The following is a 23399-nucleotide window of genomic DNA, read 5'->3' on the forward strand; positions in this document are numbered from 1 at the left end:
GGCTGCTCCACACCGTCCCAGCCTTAGGGAGGCAGACCGGATGACCGACCTCGCACCGCTGCGCGCGGCCGTCGCTCAGGCCGAGCAGCGCCGCGCCGGTCTCGGCCCCGAGGCCACGCCCGACCAGCGACGGGCCGCCTACCAGGCCCTCCAGACGGCCCGTCAGGCCCTCCACCAGGCGCTGCGCGAGTTCGTCGGCACGGCAGACGCCGACGCACTGCTCGCCCGGCTGGATCCCGAAGTGCCCCTCATGCTCACCCCGGTGCACCTGGAGACCCGGCTGCGGCCGGACGGCGGCCGGCCCGACACCCTCCAGGTGCGGATCTTTCCCGACGACATCCACGTCGACAGCCATGAACCGCTCCTCACCGACGGTGAGATCCAGCAGGGCAAGCGGTACTGGCGCATCGTCTTCCGGGCCGGGCGCACCGAGAACCCGGCGGGAGACCGGGCCCGTATCCGGCTCGGCGCCTGGGAGCAACTGTGCGGCACGCTGGGCCCGGCCCGCGCCCGCTGGATCGTCACCGTGCTGACCCCGAAAGCCGACGACCGCCCCGAACTGCCCCTGGCCGACGACGTGGCGGGTCCCGAGCCGTCCTGGCCCGCCGCATCCGACATTCCCACCCGCTCCCGCGGCTGGAACAGGCCGGCCACCGCCTCCACTCTCCCCGACCAGTTCATCGTCCAGGCCTTCCAGCAGACCCCGGACGGCGAGATCCTCGTCGGCGAGCGCCGCGGCGAGGCCGTACCGGACACCGTGCAGGTGAGACCTGACCCCGACGCGCCGGCCGCCCCCGCGGGCGCGACCACCACGCCCCTGACCGACCCCGGCCTGCGCTGGCTCACCGACTTCTCCGCCGCCCACGACAACGGTCTCGCCCTCACCGTGCCCCTCGACCGGCCCGGCTACGATCCGGACCTCCGCCCCCTGCTCTCGCGCGTCGTCACGTTCGGCGTGTCGGCCTCCATGGACCCGCAGATCTCCGCGGACCGGCTGGCCCGACTGCTCACCGGGCGGGCCCGCGACGGCGAGGCCGCCTACGTCCTGCAGGACACGCCCACCAACAACATCCCCGACCCTCACCACCCGCGGAACGACCCTCCCGACGTCGACGCCCTGCTGCACGCGGCCGCCCCGGCACCCTCCGCTCCCGATCCGTGGGCCAACGCCACCTGCCTGGCTTCGGCACTCGGCATCCCGCAGGAAGCCGGCGCCGCCCTGCCCGGCGGCACCGAACCCGAGCAGGCTGACGCGCGCGCCCTGCAACTGGCCCTGTGGAGCGCGACCGGCGACTTCTTCCTCGACCAGCTCCTCGAGAGCGACAGCCACACCGACGAGACCGGCATCGACCTGGAGTGGCTGCGTCTGCACCACGCGGACGCCGTGCGGGCCCGTGGCCCGCTGCCGACCCTGCGCCTGGGCAAGCAGCCGTACGGCCTGCTGCCCGTCACCGTCATGCGCCGCTGGAGCCCCGACCCACAGGGCGAGCACCGCCACCTCGCCGGACTGCACCGGGTGCTGACCACCCTGCGTCCGTTCTGGGAGGTCGGCGTCGACAGCATGCCGCGAGTCGGCGGACCCGACCAGCCCGGCGACACCCTCGCCCTGCCCAAGCCCGAACGGGACGTCCTGCGCGCCCTGGGCCTCGCAGCCGTATCGAAGTCCTGGGACGTGCGGGCCGTGCGCGGTGCCCTCAACGCCTGCTACACCAACCGCGTCCTGGGCCTGGTACAGGACTGCGGCTTCGGCCCCGAGTCCCGTCTGTCCACCGCCCTGAACCGGGCCCTGGGCATCGACTACGAGCCGGTCATCTCCCACCACGAGAACGAGCCGCGCAGCAACCGCCTGTGGATGCCCGCCACGCGACTGACGGAACTGCCCCCGGGCACCGACCCGATCAACGAACTCGCGGGATTCCTCGATGAGGTCGTCGACCGGTTCGAAACCCTGCACATCCTGGTGCGCCCGGCCCGGGCCCGCACCCTGCTGGAGGCGCTGCTGCGGCACACCGCCAACCTGGAGTACGGCCATGCCGCCGCCGGAGCCGCGCATGCGAACCACCTGGTGACGGACGCACGGCTGCGGTTCGCCGAGGTCCTGCTGGCACCCTCGACGGCCGGCACCCTCGCCTCCCAGGCCGGCCTCGCCCTCAGGCCGTTCACCCTCAAGGCCACCCTCGGCCTCACCCTGCCCGGCGTTGCCGAGGCCGCCGCACCCACCGTGCACGACGCCATCAACGACGCACGCGTCCTGCTCGCCCCCGCCGTCGAGGTCGCCGCCCTCCACCACCGGGGTGTCCTCGACGCCCTCAGCGCCGAACGCCCCTGGAGCGTGCGCCTGGCACAGGTCGACGCCGCCCTGCGCTACCTGTCCACCCGGGTCCACGACTTGCACGACGCCGGCCGGGATCCCTTCACCGTCCTGGAACGCCTCCTGGGCGAGTGCCTGGACCTCGCCTCCCACCGGCTCGACGCCTGGATCACCTCGCTGGCGACCGTACGCCTGAAGGCCATGCGATCCGCCACCCGCCGGCCCACCGGGGTGCAACTCGGCGCCTACGGATGGGTGGAGAACCTCTCACCGAGGGAAGGCCGCCGCAGCGAGGGATTCGTCCTGGCGCCCTCGCTCGCCCAGGCCACCACCTCCGCCGTCCTGCACAGCGGCGTCCTCTCCCACCCGTCGGACCCCGGTGCGTTCGCCGTGAACCTGTCCTCCAGCCGGATGCGGGCCGCCATGGCCGTGCTGGACGGCGTGCGCCAGGGGCAGCCGCTGGGCGCGCTGCTCGGCTACCGCCTGGAACGGCGGCTGCACGAGGCCCGGGAGAGCGCCACCGAGCCCTTGGAACTCGACCGGGTCATCGCTCCGCTGCGCACACAGTGGCCGTTGCGGGCCGTGCACCACCAGGCCCCGGGCGCCACGGATTTCGTCGCTCCGCACGATGTCACCGACGGGGCCGCCGTGGGCGCCCTCACCGTGGACGCCGCGCTGAGCCAACTGACGCCCACCGTCCATCCGCCCCTGGACGCCACACGGGAGGTACCCGCGGTCCGCGCCGCACTGGACGCCCTGCACGACGACATCGACGCCGTCGGCGACCTGCTGCTCGCCGAGAGCGTGCACCAGCTCGCGAACGGCAACCCGGACCGGGCCGGCGCCACCCTGGACAGCCTCGCCGCCGGCGGTCAGGCACCGCCCCGCCCCGAGATCCTCGACACCCCTGACCAGGGCACCGCCATCACCCACCGGATCCTGATCGTCGTCCCCAAGGACGTGCCCCTGTCGCACGGCTGGGACGGCCCGGCCCAGCGCGCCCGGCCCCGCGCGCTCGCCGAACCGCTGCTCGACGCGTGGGCCGGCCATCAGCTGGGGCGGACCGACCGGATCCGGCTCCAGGTCGCCTGGCGGCGGCCCGGCCACCCCACGCCGGCGGCGACCCGCCAGCACCCCTGGCCGCTCACCGACCCGTGCGCGCTGGACATCGTGGCCCTCACCGCCGCCGGAAGCCTGCGCGCGGCGCTGAGCCAGGCCCTGACCGCACACCGCCCGTCCGACCTGCCGGGCGATGCCGTGGCCGACCTGCTCGACGGGCGGGACGCCCACTGGCCGCGTTCGACGGTGTCCCTGCAGGAGTTCGAGGCGCTGGCCGGTGCGGTCGCCGCGGTCCTCGCCGCCGGCCGGCCCGGCACGCCCGCCGACCTGGCACCCGCCGCCAACCCGCCCACACAGGCCCCCGACGAGACCGAGCTGCGCGGCCGCGCACAGAGCGCCATGGCGGGTCTGAAGCTCGCCAAGGACGCCGCTGACCTGCAACGTCTGTCCGCCTACGGAATCGTCGTACCCCCATCCGACACCGACGACGCGGCCGCGCGCGCGAGGGCCGCCCAGCAGGAGGCCGACACCCGACTCGGCCTCGCCGCGCAAGCACTGGCCGGTAAGGGCCCGCAGGCCGCGGTGGCCGCCCTGCAGGCGGTCTTCGGGCCCGGGTTCCGCGCCGTCGGCCTGACCACCGCACCGGCCCCCGCCCCGCTCGCGGCGTCCTTCGGGCCCGGCCTGGACCGCGGCGGCACGGACGACACCATCCCGCGCGACTGGCTCGAACGGACGGCGGCCGTACGGCCCGGTGCCTCGGCCCTCGCCGACCTGCTGCTGCACACCGACGCGGTCGGCACCGGCGGAGACTTCGCGCTGCGGATCGGGCAGACCCCGTTCACCGCCCACGACCACTGGGTCGGCGCCGCCCGCACGGCGGGCCTGCCCTCGGCGACCGGCCTGGCCGTGCACGGCCTGGCCGCCCCCGACCTCACCCACCCCGTGGCCGTCCTTGTCGTCGACGAATGGCCGGAACTGATCCCGGCCGGGCGACAGACGGCAGGAGTCGCCTTCCACTACGACGCCCCCGGCGCCCGCGCCCCCCAGGCCGTGCTGCTCGCCGTACCGCCACAGGTGGGCCACCCCTGGACGGCCGAGCTGCTGAGCGAGACCGTTCGCGAGGCACTCGACCTCACCGGACTGCGCCTGGTCGACCTGCAGGCGCTCGGCTGGCTGGGCCGCTACCTGCCCGCCGTCTACCTGCCCCAGGACGCCCTCGGGTCCTTCCCCGGCATCGACCTCAAGGACATGCTGAAGACCCACATCGCCGCAGGCGTCATCGCCAAGCTGAGAGACCTGGAGGCCTGAGCATGGCCGACGACAAGGCGGTCTTCGCACAGTTCCACCGCATCGAGCCGAACGTCCGGCCGAGCGGCACCGGCGGACAGCTCGACGAGGCCCTCCAGGCCCGGATCGCCGACCCGCTCTTCCTGCTGGCCAGGCAGCGGCAACTCGCCGAGTTTCACGGCGAGGACGGCGGCTCACCGGTCGGCTGTTCGCTCACCACGGCGGCGGCCACCGTGGACCGGTTCCGGCCCGGCGACACCGCACCCTCGGTGCCGTATCCGCCGGGCGTGCCCGTCGAGTATCTCGCCGAGGCCGGCCGCGGCCCGGACCCGGCGGACCGGGAGCTGCCGCTGCGCACCGCCGCGCGGGCCGGACTGCGGTTCCTCCACCAGCTCGGCGCGCTGCCCACCGGCGTCCAGAACTCCGTCACGGACCAGGCACTGGCCAAGTTCCCCCTCCTCGACAGCGCCTCCCCGGGGGAGCCCGCAGGCGAGCCGGAGGCCGACCCCGCGGGCCGTACGCTGGGGCAGGTCCTGCTGGTTCGCGCCCCGCACGGCGGAAAGCTCGCGCGCGGACTGGCCGCCGGCTGGCATCCGACCGGCCTCAGCCCGGCCCAGCTGACCGCCTTCAACCAGGCCGCGACCGCATGGAAGTCCTGGTTCGCCGCCGAGCACACCCCGCCGGCCGACTCCAGTTGGGTGCGCGACCGCCTGGAGCACCACTTCGCCGTCGAGGCCTCCCGGGGCAATCAGCGCATCACCCTGACCGCTCCCGAATACCCGGGCGGCGGCGCCGAGGGCTACCAGTTCGAAATCGACGCCGCCGCCACCGCCTTCACCACCCCGGGCTCGTCCACCCGCACCGTCCTGCCCACCCGCGCCACCTACCCCGGCATGCCCGCCGAGCGCTGGTGGGAGTTCGAGGACACCACCGTCAACCTGCCCTCCATCGAGGCCGGCGTGGCCGACCTCGCCCGGCTGCTGCTGGTGGAGTTCGCCAACGTGTACGGCAACGACCACTGGGTCGTCCCGCTGGAGCTGGAGGTCGGGCAGGTCCACGGCGTCACGGACCTCACCGTCGTGGACACCTTCGGCGACCCGCTGGCCCTTCAGGCCGCGGGCGACGAGCACTGGTCCCTGTTCCGGCTCGGCGTCGCCGGATCCCGCCGCCCGGGACCGGCCCTGCTGCCGCTCCTGCCCAGGGCCGCGGGCCGCATCGAAGGACCGCCCGTGGAGGAAGTGCTGTTCGTCCGCGACGAGATGGCCAACCTCGCCTGGGCGATCGAACGCACCGTGCAGAGCGCGACCGGCAAGCCCCGCCCACGCGCCGACGAGACACCCGACCTGACCCCGCCCGGCCCGTCGGACGTTCCCGGCGCCCTGGCCTACCAGCTCGAATCGTCCGTGCCCTACCACTGGATCCCGCTCGTCCCCGTCCCACTCGTACCCGGCTCGGCCGCGATCCGGTTCCGGCGCGGGCGGATGACCCTCCCCACCGCACAGGGCACCGTGCGCACCCAGGCACGCGGACGGCTGCTGGAGCCGGAAGTGCACCGGGTGTACTTCCGCGACGAGGAGATCCCGCGCTCCGGGGTGACGGCCGGCCGGGTCCCGGTGACCGTGCGCGGCCACGACGGCCACCACTACCGCTGGGTCGGACGCCGTTCCCGCGCCGGGCAGGGCGAGGCCGCCTCCCAACTGGCCTTCGACGCAGTGCTCCCCGCCAAGGAGACCACGCCATGAACCACGGCGACGGCGCGGTGAGCGCTCTCACCCTCACCGGGAACGGATCGGAACTCGTCAGCGCCGACGCCGCCGGCCGCGTCCTGCGCTGGCGCCGGGAGACCGGCGAAGCACTCTGCTCCCTGCTGGTCGCCCACAAGCGCAGCGTCTGGTCGATGCTCCTCACACCCGACGACAACGAGATCGTCACCGCCGGCAGCGACGGCAGCCTGCGCCGCTGGAACCGCACCACCTCCGCCGCCGTGGCCGACCCCTTCCCCGCCCACGACGACTGGATCCTCGCCCTGCGTAAGACCACCGACGGCGCCGAACTGCTCACCGCCGCCTACGACGGCACGGTACGGCGCTGGAACCGGACCGACGGCACCTCCCTCGCCCCGCCGCTGAACGCCCACGACGGGGCCATCCGCGCGATGACCCTCACCCCGGACGACGAGGAGATCGTCACCGCCGGCAACGACGGCGCCGTGCGCCGCTGGCACCGCACCGACGCCACCCTCCTGGCCGGCTTCGACGGTCACATCGGCCCCGTACCCGCCGTGGCCGTCACCGCCGACGGCGGCGAGATCGTCAGCGGCGGCCGGGACGGCACGGTGCGGCGCTGGGACCGGGGGAGCGGCGGCCCGCTGAGTGACCCCCTCGTGGCCGGTGCCCCGGTCCGCGTCCTCACCCTGACCACCGACGGCGAGATCGTCGCGGGCTGCGACGACGGCACCGTCCGCCGCTGGCAGCGCACCACCGGCAAGCCCGTGGGGACGCCCATGGCCACCGGTCACCCCAGTGTCTGGGCGATCACCGCCACCCCCGACAGCAGGGAGATCATCACCGGCGGCTGGGACGGGTTCATCCACCGCTGGACCCGCGATCCGGCCGACCCCGCCGTCCTGCGCCGGGCCACCCAGCAGACCCGGGTCGACACCGCGCCGCGCCTGGAGATCCGCGGCACCACACCGTTCTGACGCTTGCCCGACACCGGGAAGCGTGCCCGATGCAGGGAGCAGCCGATGCCCGACATCGAGATCGACACCTCGCGTCTCACCGCGCCGTCGTTCACGGTGCCCGAGGCCGGCACCGGGCCGATCGACGGCTCGGTCACCCCGCCGCCCCCGGTGACGCTACCGGCCCCCGGCACGTACCACCTGAAACAGGGCTCCGCCCCCGCCTCCGACGTGGTCTTCTCGGTGACCGCGGACGGCACGCTCGACTTCGACGCGGCACTCGACGGCGTCGCCGAAGGCCGCGGCACCCGCCGCCTGACCCTGCGCGGGCTGCCCGTGCACCTGGACGCCACCGCCCTGGACCACGCGCTGAAACTGGAGATCGGCGGCCTGCCCCTGCCCGCGGACCGACCCCACGATCTTGTCCTGCTGCCCTGCCAGCAATACCGCCTCAGCGGAGGAAACGGAAACCTGGCCTTCGCGCTTCCTGTCACCGGCTCGATCCAACTCGATCCGGACGCCGCTGGTTTCGCCTCGGCGTCCGGCAATACGCTGACCATTCAGGGCCGCACGATCCGCATCGACGGAACAGCACTGTCCCACGACGTGGAGCCGACCGGCCTTTCCGGGCTGAGCTTCCATCCGCGTGCGTCTGTGAACGAGCTGACGGTGCTACCGGCGGACGGCTACGGCTTCTACGCGGGGTCGAGTTTCGTCGCGGACCTGAAGTTCGCTGTCGGCCGGGACGGACAGGTGAGCGTCGCGCCGGAGTTCGCCGGCTTCGCCACGGCCGCGGGAGACACGCTCATTCTGCGGGGTCGCACGATTCACGTCGACGGAACGGCGCTGAGCGGCGACGTGGAACCGACTGGCGCCGGAATGAGCTTTCTGCCGCGTACGTCCGTGCATCAGCTGACGGTGCTGCCGGCCACGGGATATGGCTTCTACACGGGGTCGGGAGTCGTCGCGGACCTGAAGTTCGCTGTCGGCCGGGACGGACAGGTGAGCGTCGCGCCGGAGTTCGCCAGCTTCGCCACGGCCGTGGGAGACACGCTCGTGCTGACCGGCTGCACCATTCGTGTCGACGGAACCGCGCTGTCCCACGACCTGCTGCCGTTGGGAATCGCCCGGGCGGACGAGTTCCTGCCGCGGGCGTCGGTGAACGAGCTGACGCTCCTGCCGGCGGACGGCTACGGCTTCCAGCCCGGATCCGGACTCGTCGCGGACCTGAAGTTCGGAGTCGACCCTGACGGGCACGTCTACGTCGACTTCGAGTTCGCCGGCTTCGCGTCGGCGGTCGCGGACACGCTCGTCCTGCACGGTTACCCGGTCCTGATCGACGCGACGGCCGCGGACAGCGACCTCGTCGGGCTGAGCAACATCTCGGCGTCCACCCCCGGCCCACCACCGAACCGCCGCGGCCCCCGGGAGATCCTCTACGCCCTGCTGCCCGCCCGCGGCTACCTCCCGCAGACGGTGAACGGCGTCCTGCGGACGGGGTTCGACTTCGAGCGGGACGGCACCGTCACCTTCCCCTACTCGGCGGCCGGCCGCTACAGCGTCGCGTCCCCCACCGCACCCACCCCGTCCGAGCAGGGGCAGGAAGTCACCCTCAACGCCCTGGTGCGCCCGACGGACGCCGATGCGGGCCCGCCCCGCGGCACGGTGATCTTCTCGCTCCAGCAGGGACCGCCCCTCGGTACCGCCGAGGTGGACGACCAGGGGCGGGCGAGCATCACCACGAGCGATCTGCCGCTCGGCGACAGCGTCATCGCCATCGACTACGCGGGAGGCGATGCCTTCGTGCCGGCCAGTACCACCGTCCCTCATCACGTCAACCCAAGGCAGGGCGAGCCCGTCGGGGACGCACCGCTGGCGGAGGTCCTGGACTGGGCGCTGCTGCCCACCCTCGCCCTGATGGCCGACCCGCACGCGGTCGACGGCCATGTGAAGCTGGCCCAGAGCCTGCTGAACGCCGCTGGAGCCGCAGCGCCCACCCTCGTCGTCGACGGCAACTTCGGCGTCCTGACCCAAGCCGCCGTACACACCTTCCGCGCCGGACCGATCCTCACCCCCGGGGACGACATCGACACACCCGTCTGGTTCGCGCTCGCCGTGGCTGCGCCCTTCCCCCTCCTGGAGCCCGGCCCCCGTATCCCGCCCATGACGGGGCCGCCGGTGGCCGTCGTCCAGCGCCTGCTGAACCAGCAGGGCCCCGAGCCGCCCCTCGACGACGACGGGAAGTACGGACCCGAGACGGAGACCGCGGTACAGACCTTCCAGATGGCCCACGGCCTCACCGTCACCGGAACCGTGACCCCCGAGACCTGGGTCGCGCTCGCCGGGCCGCCGCCCACCCCGACCCCCTCCGGCCCGTCCGGCTCCAGGAGCATGCGCCTGACGTTCTCCTACGACAGCGCGGACTGGGCGCAGGGCGGCCCGGTCGTCCGGTTCGTCTCGCGGGAGGACCTGGAGATGACCGCGCCGCTCGCCGCCGATCCCGACGACTCCCCCCACGGCCGCGCCGGGTTCTGGTACGAGCTCCGCGATGCGGCCGGCCGGGTGCTGTACCGGCGTGGCCGACACCGGCCGATCGCCGTCCTCCGGGAGGTCCCGGGCCCCGAGGACGACGGCGGTCTCGTCGCCCTCCCCGTCGACGCTCCCCGGGGCACCTTCGAGCTGATTGCACCCTTGCTGCCCGAAGGCGCCTCGGTCGTCCTGTTCAGCAGCCCGCCCGATCCGGACCGGCTGGACGAACCGGCGTCCGAGATCTTCTCTCTGCCCGTCGACTAGCCGCCTTGAAGGAGGACCAGTGAAGGTCGTCGACTTCGCCCTCGGGGACGCGAGCCGGGTCGCCCACGGCTGGACCATCGCCGTGCTGCCCGAGGGTTACACACAGGTCGAACTCGACGCCGGGCTGTTCGACGCGGACGTGGCGAAGTTCGTCAAACGGCTGCTGGTGACCTCGCCGTTCAACGATGCCGGCCTGCGGCCACTGCTGAACGTGGTCAAGGTCCGCAAGGCGTCGGCGCACACCGGAAACACCATCCACCTCATCACTCCGACCCCTACCACGTCCCCCTTCGGCACCATGTTCGGCGCCATGTTCGGCCGGGACACCTTCCAAGGGCATCAGATCGAACGTATCATCTTCGGCGATGACGCTGCCGTGAAGAAGGCCGTGCACGACGAGCCCGGCCTCGGGCCGGTGAACCACTTCCTCGTCTTGATAAACAACACCCAGACCGACGGCGGATGCATGAGTAACGAGGTCGGCTGGTTCACCAAATTCAGGGCTTCCTGGCCCGACGTGGCCATCCACGAACTCGGGCACCAGGCGTTCAGGCTCGCCGACGAGTATCCCTATCGGAACGACTTCTCGGACCCGGTGTCCACGCACCCCGGTGGCGACCCGACTGTCCCCAACGTCACCACGGTCACCGATGTCGCCACCATGAAGTGGGCCGAGGTCCTCACTCTGCCGCAGTCCCAGGTCCCCACCACGGTGCGGGCCACTCCCTGCGTGCGGAACCACCCGGTCATCGCGGCGAACCCGCCGATTCCCGCGGACGCCGTGGGTGCCTACGAGGGCGCGCAATACCACGACTGCGGCGTCTTCCGACCGTCACTTCAGTGCCGCATGCGGGAGAGCACTCGACCGTTCTGCCGGGTATGCGAGATGACTGCACATATCGACATCGGCCACTACTTGGTCGACGTGCGCGCCGGAAGTGAGTACGGCGCCGGGGCCTGGACGCATGTGCAGAGCCTCGCGGCCGGCGCGAACCCGGAGCGCATGCTGTCGTACAACGCGGCCACAGGCGCCTACGCGATCTCCGCCGCCGCCACCTACCGGTTCCCGATCCGCCGCCCCGACGGCACTCCGCCGATCGACTCCCACGACCCGGCGGTCGGGACCGGATCCCTCGGCGCCGGCTGGACCTGGCTGGCCCCCTTCGACTTCGGTGGAACTCTCCACTACTTCGGCCATCAGTTCGGCTCCGGTATGCAGGGCATCTTCGCGATGGACGCGACGTTCACCTCGGTCAGCCTCACCCACGCCACCCCACCTGGTCACGCCTCGCACACCCACGTCGTGACCCTCAACCTGGGCGGGGCGCCGCACTATGTCGGCTACAACAGTCTCACCGGCGACGCCGGGCTGTTCCGCCTCGACAGTGACACCGCCGATCCGGTGCCCGTTTCCACGATGCAGTGGGGTGCCGGCCACACGGCCGTCGTGGCCATCATGATCGGCAGCGAGCCCTACGTCATGACCTACCGGATGAGCACCGGCGAGTTGATGATCCGTCATCTCACCTCGTCGAGTTTCACCATGACCTTCGCATCGCCATCCGGATTCTGGAAACGCAACATCACTCATGTGGCACTGCTGGATCTGGCCGACCGCCCGTACCTCGTCCGCTACTCCAGCTTTGACGGCAGCGCTGCCGTCCATCACGTGCGTGACGGCGGGACAGGTGTAGACCTGGTGTGCCGCGTTCCGCCCCTCGGCCCCGGGGCTCTGTCGATTCCGGACCTGGGGTCCGCGGCTCTGTCGATTCTCGGTGCGGGTGCACCAGTGATGGGTCGCGTGCAACTCCCCGAGCCGAACAGCGGCCGGAGCCCGTGGCTGTACATCTACAACGCCCTGAAGCAGACGCTGAACCTCACTCCCGTGGAGGCGCGTTGATCAAGGGGCGGACGTGTGGATCTATGGTTCTGGGCTGATGCCGCCGTTCTCGTCCATCTCGAAACGGAGGCTGTCCACCTTGCCCGAGTTCTTGATCGCGTACGGCCCCGTGGCGAACGCGGCAGCCGACCAGCCGATGAAGGACACCTTTGACACACTGCGTGTGGTGCGGATGTATTCGACGACGGTGCCGGGTTCCTCCTGATGATCGCTCTGTGAGCTGGTCAGTACGAACGGGTACCTGGGCAACAAGGGCTGCTCCACCTCCCGGAAGGGATCGACTGGATCAACCTCCGTGCTGAAAACGCTCAGTCTGTCGAGGCGAGGGGTACGCTGCGCCCGACCCCGAATCGAGGAACAGCACGATGACGAAGCGCGGTCTCCCCCATCCCGAGCACCTGCGCCTGGGCCAGGTCCTCTCCGGCGTGCGGAGCCAGTTGGTGCACGAGCAGACCGGGTTGATGAACGCGTACCCGCGGACAGGACCGAGGGCCTTCCCGGCTGAGCAACTGCAGGTGGCGATCGAAGCGTTGGATCAGGCGCGCATGGCGCTGGAGGAGGCCGTGGTCGATGAGCACCCCGAAGTGCCGAGACGCAGGACTACTACCCGTACGAAGAACATCGGGCGGAGCTAGTGGTGCCGGAGAAGCCAGTCAGCCGCCCAGGCCGAGTCCGCTTCGGGCGACAGGAGCCCTGAAGTAGCCGGAGAAGCGGTGAGGTCGCCAAACGGCGGCGACGCCCCGCGCGCTGAGGGCGTCCCGGCGAGAGCTGAGAGGTCGCCGCCGCCAAGGATCGTTCGTCGCGATGCAGCACGAGGCCTAGGTCGGACGCCCGTCCATGTCGGCGGCGCGCTCTCGCTCAGAATCTTGATCACCAGTCGAGCCACGTTGAGACGAACGCGGCGGTGGTGGCGCAGCCCGTCTTACGTCCGGGTGGTAGTTCGGCAAGGACCCGTTGTGAGAGAGCCGGTGGCGGATACTGACGGCCATGGCGATGAGCGTGGGCTTGGGGCCGAAGGAGCTGAAGGCAGCCCTGGAGGGTGTGATGCCCTGGCTGACGCCGACTGGTCACGCGTCGGAGGCGTTGGAGAAGCTGGACCGACCGCTGCTGGCCTGGATGAAGGACCCCGACCTCCACATGTTCGACTCGGCTGCGCACTACGCCGAGTACGCAGACCAACCGGGCGGCCTGTCCCAGCTGGAACGCAAGATCGCGAAGTCGCCATCCCGTCCGGAATGGGAGATGGAACGGGTGCGGTCGCCGGACGAGGAGACCGACGAGGCGTATGACGCCGCCTATGAGAAGGCGTGTGTGACGATCGGCGGCCGTCGGCTGCATCCGCGTGATCTCGACGCCTACACCACCATCGCCTACGAGCTCGCCGACCTCGCAGACCAGGACGCTACAGATCTCCTCCAGGTCCACGAACCGGGTCTCATCCGGCCAGAGTCGAAGGACGCGTCGACCGCCGGGGAAGCGACGGCCGTCCTGCCACACCTGGACAACCTCGTAGAACCCGGCGAGGGAGAACGTCCGGCGGGATTCCTCCCGTACCGCCGCTGCGCCGGCGCCGCGGCGGACGATGCCGCGGCCCGCCGTTCGGGCGAGGGCGCGCAGACGGCGGACTCCACCTCGCCGGTGCCTGTGGCGGCCCTGACGACGGCGCAAGGCTGACGTATGGCCCCTGGGCCCCCACGGTTCGCGGTCGAGGGCTCGGCTGTTCTACGGAGCCGGGCTGATGTCGCCGTTGGTGTTCATGTCGAAGATGCCCTGGGTCTTGCCGTCGACCTTCAGGTGCTTGAGCCAGTGCTTCGAGAGGTTGTGCACGTTCTTGTGCTGCATCTCCCACACCACCGAATGCCCGGCGCAGTCCAGCTTGACCATCAGCTTGTGGTCGCCGGCGATGGCGTTGTAGAGCGCGGGGACCGAGAAGTTGAATTCCGGATCTTCGCTCGACGTGTTCACCTGCCTGTCGTGCTCCCCGTACGCGATGAGGACCGGCACGCTGCCGCCGAGGACGCCGCCCTGCGCCGCGGTGGTCTTGTTCCAGCCCCACCGGACGAAGTTTCTGATGCGATTGCGCCCTTCCCCGTCCGGACCCCACGTGCTGCCCACCGGATCGCTTTTCATGATCGCGTCCCACGCCTTGTCGCGCATCTCTTCTTCGCGCTGTCCCTCGCAGTGCACCTCGTTGCCCCACCCGTTCCAGGTTCCGTCTTTCGTGCTCAGGAACGTCGGGAAGCCGGGCTGCGGCAGCGGGTCGGGGGCGTTCGACGTGCCCTCGGGCGGGAAGATCGGCGCCAGCAGGAACAGGCTCGACACCTTGCCCGGGTTCTTGACCGCGTACGGCCCCATCGTGAACGCGGCCGCGGACCAGCCGATGAAGGCGACCTTCTTCACCCCGCGCTCGCGGATGATCCACTCCACGACGGTGTTCAGTTCGTCCCGGTCGCTGTTCGAGTTGGTCAGCTGGAACGGATAGTTCGGCGGGCCCGGCGTGAAACCTGGAGGCCTCGGCTTCAGAAGGTTCTGCTGGGCGGGGTTGACGTTGCGAGGGTCCTCCATCTTCGGCCGCGGCGACAGCCCCGAGCCCTGGAGGTCCATCATGAAGACGTCGTAACCGGCCTTCGCCAGCGCATCGGCCCAGCTGTACGACTTGAAATCGAGATCAAAGCCCGCGAGCACCGGAACGCTCCGGCCGTGGAGCATCAGGACGGCCGTGCGCTCGTCGGGGTGGCCGGGGGGCGTGCCGTCGCGCTCCCGCACGAAGAGTTCGACGTCCTCGCCCCTGTTCGCGGGGACGGTGGACTTGTGGGGTACCCGGTGGTCTTGCACGGTGACGGGCATGAGGATCCGTTCTATGAGCTCGGCCGGGGCGTCGTTGCCCCGCCCAGACCACGCTCGATGCGCGGGACCGTCCGCGCCACAGCAGGGGACCAGTCGTGTGACGTGCACTTTCTCCGTGCCGACGGCGGCCTGCTCCTGCTCGTCGTCCTCCAACGGCGACAGCGACAGCGCCACCCCGTCGGCGGTCAACTCGCCCGCCAGCCCCGTCAGCCCGGCGTGCCGCTCAGCGACCTCCCGCACGATCCGCCTCGGCGTGTTCTCCGCGTCCATCCGCCGCCCGTTGCGGGAGCTGAGCAGCGGCCTGGAGGCAAGCGCCGATGCGACTACTCTACGAACGCCAGACCGGCAGGCGAAAAGACCAGACCGGTAGAACGCGCCTCATTGTGTTAGCCGCTGTAAGAGGACGTTCCGGCTGAAGACATGACAGTTCAGGGATTGTGCCAAGTTATGGGTGTTTCACCCGTTGCTCGTTTCGCGAGGTTGGAGATCATCGCGAGCCGGATCATGCTCTCGGAGTGGGCGGGTTTGGTCTCATAGTCCCGGGCGAGGCGTCGGTGCATCATGATCCAGCCGAAACTTCGCTCCACGACCCACCTTCGCGGAATCACAGAGAACCCTTTGACCTGCGCGTTTCTCGGGACGACGTTGACGTCGATGCCGACGGTGGCGCCGTGCTCGATGGCCTGGGTCTTGTAGCCGGTGTCGACCCACGCCTTGGTGATCGTGGGGTGGTCGGCGGCGATCTGAGTGAGGAGCTGTTTGCCGGCCTCGTTGTCGGAGACGCTGGCGGCGGTCACCATGACCAGCAGTAATAAGCCGAGGGTGTCGACGACGATGCTGCGTTTACGGCCCACGATCTTCTTGCCGGCGTCGGTGCCCTGGGTGTCAGTGGGCACGCTGGGAGCGGTCTTGATGCTCTGCGCGTCGATGACGCAGGCGGTGGGCTCGGCGGCGCGTCCTTCCTGCTCACGGACCAGTCGGTGCAGGCGGACGCCGAGTTTCTCGATGGTGCCGTCGGCTGTCCAGTCGCTGAAGTAGCTGAACACGGTGGTGTGCGGAGGGAAGTCGTGCGGCAGGTAGCGCCAGGGGACGCCGGTCCGGTTGAGGAAGAGGATCGCGTCCATCACTTCGCGCAGGTCAGTGACCTTGCCGCCGAGGTTGAGCGAGGTCTTCTGCCGCTCGGCCCGCCATGCCGTCAAGGTCGGTTCCATCAGTGCCCAGCGGGCGTCGGACAGGTCACTCGGGTACGGCTGGCGCTGCTGCGAAGAGGTCATGGGGATACTCATGCACGGGGCTCCTGGTCGGGCATATCGCTCGATCAGGCGAGGCAAAAGCCAACTTCAGGCGCGTATTCGAACCGGACATGAGCTATCGGTAGAAAACAGAGTAAAGGGCAAGGCCAGGTGCGTCTCGACCGAAGAGACATACCGCTTGTTCTGCCTGTACAGGCTGATTCCCGGCAAGCGCCAACTGCCGTAAACCGCCGTATAGATGACACGAACGCCCTCTAAGACCGTGTTTGAGATCTGTGGTGTCCAGCGGCCCGGGTGGTCGTTGAGTCTCATGTGAATGCTGCTGGGGGTGGGTATCCGTCCGACCTGACGGATGAACAGTGGGCGCTTGTGGAGCCGTTGCTGCCGCTCGCCAGGGTGGGCCCGAAAGGCGGCCGACGGGAGAAGCATCCACGGCGGCGGATCTTGGACGCGATCTTCTACGTCGTGCGGACCGGGTGCGCTTGGCGGCAGCTACCGAAGGACTTCGCGCCATGGCCCACGGTGTACTGGTACTTCACGTGGTGGCACGACGACGGGACGGTCGAGCGGATCCACGACGCCCTTCGCGGCCAGGTCCGCGAGGCCGAGGGCCGCGGCGCCGAACCGAGCGCGGGACTGATCGACTCGCAGTCCGTGCGTACCGCCGACACCGTCCCTGCGGCCACCAGGGGCTTCGATGCGGGTAAGAAGGTCAAGGGCCGCAAGCGGTTCCTCGTGACCGACACGCTCGGTCTTCTCCTGGCTGTCCACGTGGTCGCCGCGAACGTGCAGGACCGCGACGGCGGAAAGCGCCCGCTGCTGTGGACCCGCCTCGACCATCCGAGCGTGCGGAAGATCTGGGCCGACCAGGGCTTCGCTGGCCGCCTGGTGGACTGGGCCACCCAGATCCTCGGCCGCGAGCTGGAGATTGTCCGCAAGGACCCTGGCCAGCGAGGCTTCCAAGTGCAACCGAAGCGGTGGGCAATCGAACGCACTGTCGTGGATCATCGCCAACCGACGCCTGGCCCGTGACTACGAGACAAGCCCGGCGCATTCGGAGACCTGAAGTTCCCCCGTGATGTCGGACACTCGATACTTACGCCGCGAGGGCGTGTCCTTGTTCGTGTCGTTGCCGGATCTCCAGCGGGGTGAGGTAGCCCCAGACCGGGTGCTTGCGCAGCCTTTCGTGAAGGCCGCCAGTTAGCCACCAAAACTGGAACCTGAGAGGTGGGGCAGGTCAACCTGTCACCCAACCCTGCATCAGACCCGGCACTCCAAAGCACCAGCTCGACTTGCAGGAGTGACATCGGCCGACGCGGTGAGCAAGCGGCGTCATGGGAGATGTACGGTGCGTGTCACGCCCGGATTCCCAGCGCCGGGAGTACCGTTTCGGCGACTCGGTAGGCCTCCTCCAGGAGCGGGTTGCCGGACAGGATGAAGGTGTCGACGCCCAGCTCCTCGTACTCCTTCAGGCGCTCGACTACCTGGGACGTGGAGCCGACGACGGCGGTGCCCGGTCCTGGCCGGAACAGGCTCATGCCAGGCCAGAGGTTCAGATGGACCTCGAGTTCACGGGCGCGCGCCGGGACCTTGCCGCCGTGCTGGCGGAACTGGCGCTGCCAGCCGACGCCGTCCTCGCCCACCCTGTCGCCGAGCTGGCGCGCATAGGTGGCCTCGCTGGTGACGTCGAGCAGCCGGTCGGCGGCGGCCCACGCCTCGCCCTCGGTGTCGCGGACGATCAGGTGCAGCCGCAGCCCGATGCGCAGGGTCCGCCCGTACGCGGCAGCGCGCTCACGCACCCGGTCGAGCTTCTCCTTGAGCAGGTGCGGCGGTTCGCCCCAGGTCAGATAGGCGTCGACGTGCTGGGCGGCCATCTCGATGCCAGGCTCCGAGGAACCTCCGAACCAGAGCGGGACGTGCGGGGCCTGCACCGGTTTCAGGTCGCGGAAGGATGCACCCGCGTCCCGGAGCTCGTAGAAGCGGCCCTTGTGGTCGAAGACCTCACCGGCGGTCAGCCGTTTCACGATCGACCAGTACTCGGCGCTGAGCGCGTAGCGCTCGTCGTGCTCGACCTGGAGGCCGTACTCGCGCAGGGCCTTCGTCGAGCCGTTGACGACGTTGAAGCGCAGCCGGCCGCCGAAGAGGGTGTCGAAGCTGAGCGCCATCTTGGCGAGGAGCGTCGGGGAGATCAGGCCGGGGTGGACGGCGATCAGCGGTTTGAAGCGGGTGCTGGTGGTGGCGGACAGGGCGCTGCCGAGCGGCCACACGTCGTACAGGTCGGTGGCGAGCAGCGCGCCGGTGAAGCCGAGGCGTTCGACGGCGCCGGCGAGCTGCTGGAGGTAGCCCAGGTCGACGGGCCGGCGCCCCGCCGGCTCCCAAGGGTAGGCACCTTCGCGCGGAATGATGTACCAGAGGACTTCGGGGGCCATGTCACGTACTCCTCAGGCCTTGTGGGCGACGGCGCGGGCGACCCTCACCGGGCGCTCGATGAAGCCGGTGCGGAGGAAGATGTCTGCGGCCTCCTGCTGTTCGGCGAGGAACGCGTCGCTCACGTCCTCAATCTGCCAGGGCAGCGCGCGCAGGGCCGTCTCCCAGTCGTCGGCGGCGCCGCCCTGGTACTCGGCCGCGATCTCGGCAGCCTCGCGCGGGTGTGTCTCGGCCCAGTCGTCGGCGCGCCGCAGTGCCCGGGTCAGCGCCTCGACGACCTCGGGCTGCCCCTCGGCGAGTTCCCTGCGGGTGAAGAACACCGAGCGGTCGGTGATGACGTCGCCCGTGGGCACAAGAACGCGGAGGCCTCCGGCGCGGCGCGCGGCGGCGAGCTGCGGGCCCTGCGCGACCCAGGCGGCGATCTCACCGGAGCGCAGCAGCTTCTCGCTGTGCTCGTCGCTGCGTACGGCGGTGATGTCGGTGGCGTACGAGAGTCCGGCGTCGTCGAGCGCCTTGGCGACCAGATGGGTCTGCCAGGAGCCGATCGCCAGGTGGACGGTGCCGCCCTTGAGGTCGGCGACGGTGCGTACGGGGCTGTCCTCGGTGACGAGGAGTGCGCCGTGGTCGGGGCGCGGCGCCGAGATTGCCGTGTACACGATGTCGTGCCCGGTGGCCTGGGCGGTGACGGGCGGGGTCGATCCGGTGCCGCCGAAGTCGATCACTCCCTGGGTGAGGAGCTCGCCAGTGCGCACGCCGTTCGTGTAGGTGTGGAAGTCGACCGTCTCCCCGACGGCGGCGAGTTCTTCGGCCGCGTAATCGAGGCGCGAGAGGTAGTAGAGGGTCGGGTTGCTGTTGTGCACACCAATGGTGATGGTCACTCAGATCACTCCGGTTTCAGCAAGATTGGCAGTCTCGGCGAGCTGCACGCCGAGGTCGTTCAGGAGCCGTCGCCGCAGCGTGGCGAAGGCGGAGTCGCCCGGGTCGCGCGGGCGGTCCACGGTGACGGGCTCGTCGGTGACGAGCCGGCCGTCGCGCAGGACGCAGACGCGGTCCGCGAGGCGCACGGCCTCCTCGACGTCGTGCGTGACGAGAAGCACGGCTGGGCGGTGCACCCGGCACAGCTCGCCCACCAGGTCCTGCATCTTCAGCCGGGTGAGCGCGTCGAGGGCGGCGAACGGCTCGTCGAGCAGGAGGAGTTCGGGCTCCCGGACGAGGGCACGAGCGAGCGCGACGCGCTGCGCCTCGCCGCCCGATAGGGTGGCGGGCCAGGCCCGGGCGTGCCGTTCCAGGCCGACCTCGGCGAGCGCACGCCGGCCGCGCTCCGCCTCGCCGCGCGGCAGCGCGACGGTCACATTGGTCAGCACGCGCTTCGAGGGCACGAGCCGGGGCTCCTGGAAGACGATCGTGCGCGCCCGCGGAACCAGGACCTGTCCCCCGTCGCTGCTGTCCAAGGCCCCGAGGATCCGCAGCAGTGTCGTCTTGCCGCTGCCGCTCGCGCCGAGCAGCGCCACGAACTCGCCCCTGCCGATGGTGAGGTCGAGACCGTCGAGAACAGCTCGCTCACCGAACACCCGCCGCAGACCGCGGACTTGTACGGCGGTGCTCATCGGCCCGCCCCCTGCCCTGCTGACCGCCAGGGCATCAGCACCCGTTCCAGAAGCCGCACGATCCCGTCGGCGATGAGGCCGAACAGCCCGTACACGAGAATGCAGACCGCCAGGATGTCGGTACGGGCATAGCTCTGCGCCTGCGCCATCAGGTAGCCGATTCCGGCCGTCGCGTTGATCTCCTCGGCCGCGATCAATGCGATCACGCTGAGCGTCATGGAGAGCCGGAGACCGGCGAGCAGCGACGGCAGGGCGCCGGGCAGGACGACATCGCGCACGATGCCGATCCGGCTCATCCCGAAGCTGCGCATCGCCTCGATCAGTTTGCGGTCGGTGTTGCGCACTCCGCTGGAGGTGGAGACGTACATCGGGAAGGTGGTGGCGACGGCGATCAGCAGGATCTTCGCGATCTCGTTGATCCCGAACCACACCATGAACAGCGGGACCAGCGACAGGAACGGGATGGTGCGCAAGGTCTGCAGCGAGGAGTCGAGAAGTTCGTCGCCCAGGCGCGTGAAGCCGGTGGTGATGCCGAGGGTCAGGCCCGCGGTGAGCCCGATGAGCAGGCCTATGCCGGAGCGGGTGAGGGAGGTGGCGAGCGCGTCGGGCAGCTGGCCGTTGCCCCACAGCTCACCCACGGCCCGGCCGACGCCGGCGGGCGACTCGAGGATGTCAGGGGTGAGCGCGCCGGTGGCGGAGGCCGTCCACCACAGGGCCAGCAGCACCAGTGGACCCAGGGCTCGTACCGTCAGCGAGTACGTCCGGGAGCGGGGCCGCCGAACAGGCGCGCGCGGGAGGACCAGTCCCTCGTGGGCCGGCTCTTTTTGGGTCAGCTCTTCGTGGGACGGACCTTCATGGGTCACCTCCTCGTGGGTCGCCGTCACGACAGCTTCCCGACGTCTATGAGGTGGGCGGCGATGTCGACCTCGGTGCGGGTCACCTTCTGCTCGGCGTAGAAGTGCGCGACGTCCTTGAAGCGCTTGGTGTCGGCGTCGGTGATGGGTTCGACGGTTCCGCCCTTGCGGGTGAACTCGATCTGGATGCGCTTGGCCTCGCCGGTGAGCGCCTGGGGTCCGGCGTCCGTGGTGACGTTGAGGTACGCGGCCGGGTTCTTCTTCTCCTTCACGCTCCCGTCGTGCAGGTACTGGTAGATCGCCTTGACGACCTCGGGATGCTGGTCCGCGAAGGCGGTGCGGACGGCGGTGAGACTGTAGTTGTCGGAGCCGATGGCCTGCCCGTCGGCGATGAAGTGCGCCTTGCCGGTGCCGAGTTCGGCCACGGAGTACGTCGCCCAGACCGCCCAGGCTTCGACCTTGCCCGCGTTGAAGACGGCGGCGGTCTGGTCGGGGCGCAGGTAGACCCGCTCCACCTTGCTCGCCGGGATCCCTTCCTTGGCGAGGGCCTTGAGCAGCAGATACTCACCGGTGCCGCCCTGGTTGACAGCGACCTTCTTGCCGACCAGGTCCTTCACCGAGTCGATGCCCGAGCCGTCCTTAGCGAGGATGCCCTCGCCCACGGGGTCCGGCGCGGTGGCGCTGAAGAACTTGAATCCGGGGGTCTGCGTGAGGGACGTGATGCCGGAGGTGATGGAGCCGGTGGCGATGTCCAGCTGGTTCGCGTTCAGGGCCTGGGCCGCGGGCGCGAACGGACCAGCACTGCCGGTCCAGGCGACCTTGGCGTGCACCTTCGACAGGGCCTTGGCCAGGGAGCCGTCCTTCTTGCCGAGGGCGAGCACTCCGGCGTTGCCGGGGTCCGGGATACGCACGGTGACCTCGGCCTTCTTGGCTCCGGTGTCGGCCTCCGAGGTCCCGCAGCCGGTGAGGACGGCGAGAGCGGCGACGGAGGCGAGGGCAGCCGAGGTGATTCGGGGGATGCGCATGGCAGGTCCTTACGTGTCCGTTCTGGACGAGGCGGCGGAAGGATGGAGACGGGCGCGGCGCAGCGGCTCGGGGTCGGCCCAGGCGCGTACGTCGACGGGTTCGGGCAGGACGCCGTGCGCGCGCAGGGCGGACTCCTGCTGGGCGAGCAGGGTGAGGCGTTCCTCCGACAGGTCGGGGTGGAGGGTGCGGTGGGTGCCGGGGCGGTAGGCGCCCTGGACGCCCTCGGCGCCGGCTCCGGTCTCGGCGCCGAGGATGCGGGCGACGTCCTCTGGCCGGTCTGCGGCCCAGTCGGCGGCGCGCAGCAGCACCGCGAGGAAGCGGTCGACGAGGTCGGGGTGGTCGTCGAGCAGGCTCTGGTGGACGGTGATCGGGCGCGGTGTGCCGTTGTTCACTCGATGCCTGCGGTCGGGCAGTTCGTCGAGTTCGACAGCTACCTCGGCGCCGGCGCGCCGGGCCGCTTCGACGGCCAGGGCGCCCTTGACGTACACGGCGTCCACGTCGCCGCGCCGCAGCGCCTCGAGTTCTGCGGCCCACTGCCCCGTATGACCGTCCGCCGGTACGTCGACGAGCGCGGCGTCCTCCAGCGTGAGTCCGGCGGAGGCGAGCGCGCCCTCGAAGCCGCGCAGGGCCATGGCACGCCAGAAGTCGACGGCGATCGTGTGCTTGGGCATGGCGAGGCGCTGACCGCGCAGTGCGGGCGCGCCGCGGAGGCCGGAGCCCGGTGCGACGAGGATCGTCTGCCGTTCCTCGATCCAGGTGAGACCGATCAGGCGGGTGGGCTCGCCGCGTGAACGGGCCCACAGCGCAGGCACGTTCCCGCCCTCTCGGAACAGGCCTGGGAGGGCGTGCGTGTAGTGGGTCTGCCTGGTCGTGGCGTCGATGTCGGGTGCCGCGTCCTGCAGGGACCGTACGGCGATGCCGTCGGGCGCGAACTCCGCTGTCAGCCAGCGCCGGTCGGCGGCGATGCCGGTCGCCGTGGGCACGGGACAGCGGGTGAACCACAGCGTGTCGGGCACAGGGGTATGCGTCATGGACTCTTCCAGGAAGGGCGTTGCCTCGGAACAGGCGAGGCAGTGAGGTGTGCGGCAGGCCGGCGCGGCGGCCGGCCTGCCGGTGACGCTGCCGGACCGGATGTGGGTCAGCGACAGGACATGCTGGAGACGCGCCCGAGATCGATGTGGCGGCGCGTGGTGAAGGCAGGCGGAACGGCGGCGTCGGTCATCGCACTGTTCCCTTCCCTGCGGCTTCCCGCCGGGCGGCCCGGCGGGGTGAGCGCAGCCTGACACGAGCCTGAACACCCGGGCAAGCAGCTTCCCATAATGTGGGAACGGGTGTGAACGGGGCATTTCAGAGGG

16 protein-coding genes and 1 pseudogene are annotated in these 23399 nt (G+C 70.5%); 8 read left to right on the forward strand and 9 right to left on the reverse strand.

Translation table 11 applies throughout. The features are described 5' to 3' along the window. The first annotated feature begins 40 nt into the window (after positions 1-40). The 5 genes from OHA58_RS00945 to OHA58_RS00965 are packed head-to-tail and all read left to right on the forward strand — an operon-like array spanning position 41 to position 12030. Entirely contained in the window at positions 41-4678 is a 4638-nt protein-coding gene (locus OHA58_RS00945) for a hypothetical protein (RefSeq protein WP_405475278.1), read from the forward strand. Between the two features lie 2 nt (positions 4679-4680). Beyond that, a complete protein-coding gene (locus OHA58_RS00950) occupies positions 4681-6399 on the forward strand; it encodes a hypothetical protein (protein ID WP_405475279.1) in 1719 nt (572 codons plus the stop codon). After that, positions 6396-7358: a WD40 repeat domain-containing protein gene (locus OHA58_RS00955; protein ID WP_405475282.1), complete on the forward strand. Its 963-nt coding sequence runs from the start codon at positions 6396-6398 to the stop codon at positions 7356-7358. Before OHA58_RS00950 ends, OHA58_RS00955 begins: the two co-directional genes overlap by 4 nt. Positions 7359-7403: 45 nt before the next feature. After that, entirely contained in the window at positions 7404-10130 is a 2727-nt protein-coding gene (locus tag OHA58_RS00960; protein WP_405475285.1) for a peptidoglycan-binding protein, read from the forward strand. Between the two features lie 19 nt (positions 10131-10149). After that, on the forward strand, positions 10150-12030 hold the full coding sequence (locus tag OHA58_RS00965; protein WP_405475286.1) for a M64 family metallopeptidase: 1881 nt from the start codon (positions 10150-10152) through the stop codon (positions 12028-12030). Between the two features lie 21 nt (positions 12031-12051). Here the strand turns inward: OHA58_RS00965 and OHA58_RS00970 are convergent, their stop codons facing one another. Beyond that, positions 12052-12282: a hypothetical protein gene (locus tag OHA58_RS00970; RefSeq protein ID WP_405475289.1), complete on the reverse strand. Its 231-nt coding sequence runs from the start codon at positions 12280-12282 to the stop codon at positions 12052-12054. Between the two features lie 113 nt (positions 12283-12395). On the opposite strand from OHA58_RS00970, the gene OHA58_RS00975 reads away from it, so the two are divergent. Together OHA58_RS00975 and OHA58_RS00980 are read left to right on the forward strand one after the other, a co-directional pair. Continuing rightward, positions 12396-12665, forward strand: a complete 270-nt coding sequence (locus OHA58_RS00975) for a hypothetical protein (protein ID WP_405475291.1) — start codon at positions 12396-12398, stop codon at positions 12663-12665. Positions 12666-13017: 352 nt separating this feature from the next. After that, entirely contained in the window at positions 13018-13704 is a 687-nt protein-coding gene (locus tag OHA58_RS00980) for a hypothetical protein (RefSeq protein WP_405475294.1), read from the forward strand. Positions 13705-13752: 48 nt separating this feature from the next. Here OHA58_RS00980 and OHA58_RS00985 read toward each other — a convergent pair whose 3' ends face one another. Together OHA58_RS00985 and OHA58_RS00990 are read right to left on the reverse strand one after the other, a co-directional pair. Further along, positions 13753-15147, reverse strand: a complete 1395-nt coding sequence (locus OHA58_RS00985; RefSeq protein WP_405475296.1) for an alpha/beta fold hydrolase — start codon at positions 15145-15147, stop codon at positions 13753-13755. Between the two features lie 158 nt (positions 15148-15305). Beyond that, complete coding sequence (locus tag OHA58_RS00990) at positions 15306-16151, reverse strand: IS5 family transposase (RefSeq protein WP_405484663.1); 846 nt, start codon at positions 16149-16151, stop codon at positions 15306-15308. A 252-nt stretch (positions 16152-16403) separates the two neighbouring features. Here OHA58_RS00990 and OHA58_RS00995 point away from each other — a divergent pair. Continuing rightward, a pseudogene (locus OHA58_RS00995) lies at positions 16404-17196 on the forward strand (IS5 family transposase). Between the two features lie 289 nt (positions 17197-17485). Here the strand turns inward: OHA58_RS00995 and OHA58_RS01000 are convergent. Genes OHA58_RS01000 through OHA58_RS01025 form a run of 6 tightly spaced genes read right to left on the reverse strand, consistent with a single transcriptional unit; the run spans position 17486 to position 23075 of the window. Continuing rightward, positions 17486-18559, reverse strand: coding sequence for an LLM class flavin-dependent oxidoreductase (locus OHA58_RS01000; protein WP_405475298.1), 1074 nt, complete (start codon positions 18557-18559; stop codon positions 17486-17488). 12 nt (positions 18560-18571) lie between these two features. Beyond that, the gene (locus OHA58_RS01005; protein WP_405475300.1) at positions 18572-19435 is read right to left on the reverse strand and encodes an ABC transporter substrate-binding protein; all 864 of its coding nucleotides are present in this window, start codon (positions 19433-19435) and stop codon (positions 18572-18574) included. Further along, positions 19436-20164, reverse strand: coding sequence for an ABC transporter ATP-binding protein (locus OHA58_RS01010; RefSeq protein WP_405475302.1), 729 nt, complete (start codon positions 20162-20164; stop codon positions 19436-19438). Beyond that, positions 20161-20997 (reverse strand): ABC transporter permease, encoded by an 837-nt coding sequence (locus OHA58_RS01015; protein WP_405484665.1) that lies wholly within the window; start codon positions 20995-20997, stop codon positions 20161-20163. Before OHA58_RS01015 ends, OHA58_RS01010 begins: the two co-directional genes overlap by 4 nt. Before the next feature lie 47 nt (positions 20998-21044). Further along, entirely contained in the window at positions 21045-22043 is a 999-nt protein-coding gene (locus OHA58_RS01020; protein WP_405475304.1) for an NrtA/SsuA/CpmA family ABC transporter substrate-binding protein, read from the reverse strand. A gap of 9 nt (positions 22044-22052) precedes the next feature. Next, positions 22053-23075, reverse strand: a complete 1023-nt coding sequence (locus OHA58_RS01025; RefSeq protein ID WP_405475306.1) for an ABC transporter substrate-binding protein — start codon at positions 23073-23075, stop codon at positions 22053-22055. Between the last annotated feature and the right edge of the window lie 324 nt (positions 23076-23399).

Source organism: Streptomyces sp. NBC_00009, from assembly GCF_045040855.1.
Classification (GTDB): Bacteria; Actinomycetota; Actinomycetes; order Streptomycetales; family Streptomycetaceae; genus Streptomyces; species Streptomyces aureus.

Excerpts from the sequence above, each read along its gene's own strand:
- OHA58_RS00945 (WP_405475278.1), top strand. The coding sequence starts at position 41 with ATGACCGACCTCGCACCGCTGCGCGCGGCCGTCGCTCAGGCCGAGCAG.
- OHA58_RS00950 (WP_405475279.1), top strand. The coding sequence starts at position 4,681 with ATGGCCGACGACAAGGCGGTCTTCGCACAGTTCCACCGCATCGAGCCG.
- OHA58_RS00955 (WP_405475282.1), top strand. The coding sequence starts at position 6,396 with ATGAACCACGGCGACGGCGCGGTGAGCGCTCTCACCCTCACCGGGAAC.
- OHA58_RS00960 (WP_405475285.1), top strand. The coding sequence starts at position 7,404 with ATGCCCGACATCGAGATCGACACCTCGCGTCTCACCGCGCCGTCGTTC.
- OHA58_RS00975 (WP_405475291.1), top strand. The coding sequence starts at position 12,396 with ATGACGAAGCGCGGTCTCCCCCATCCCGAGCACCTGCGCCTGGGCCAG.
- OHA58_RS00980 (WP_405475294.1), top strand. The coding sequence starts at position 13,018 with ATGGCGATGAGCGTGGGCTTGGGGCCGAAGGAGCTGAAGGCAGCCCTG.
- OHA58_RS00985 (WP_405475296.1), bottom strand. The coding sequence starts at position 15,147 with ATGGACGCGGAGAACACGCCGAGGCGGATCGTGCGGGAGGTCGCTGAG.
- OHA58_RS00990 (WP_405484663.1), bottom strand. The coding sequence starts at position 16,151 with ATGACCTCTTCGCAGCAGCGCCAGCCGTACCCGAGTGACCTGTCCGAC.
- OHA58_RS01000 (WP_405475298.1), bottom strand. The coding sequence starts at position 18,559 with ATGGCCCCCGAAGTCCTCTGGTACATCATTCCGCGCGAAGGTGCCTAC.
- OHA58_RS01010 (WP_405475302.1), bottom strand. The coding sequence starts at position 20,164 with ATGAGCACCGCCGTACAAGTCCGCGGTCTGCGGCGGGTGTTCGGTGAG.
- OHA58_RS01020 (WP_405475304.1), bottom strand. The coding sequence starts at position 22,043 with ATGCGCATCCCCCGAATCACCTCGGCTGCCCTCGCCTCCGTCGCCGCT.
- OHA58_RS01025 (WP_405475306.1), bottom strand. The coding sequence starts at position 23,075 with ATGACGCATACCCCTGTGCCCGACACGCTGTGGTTCACCCGCTGTCCC.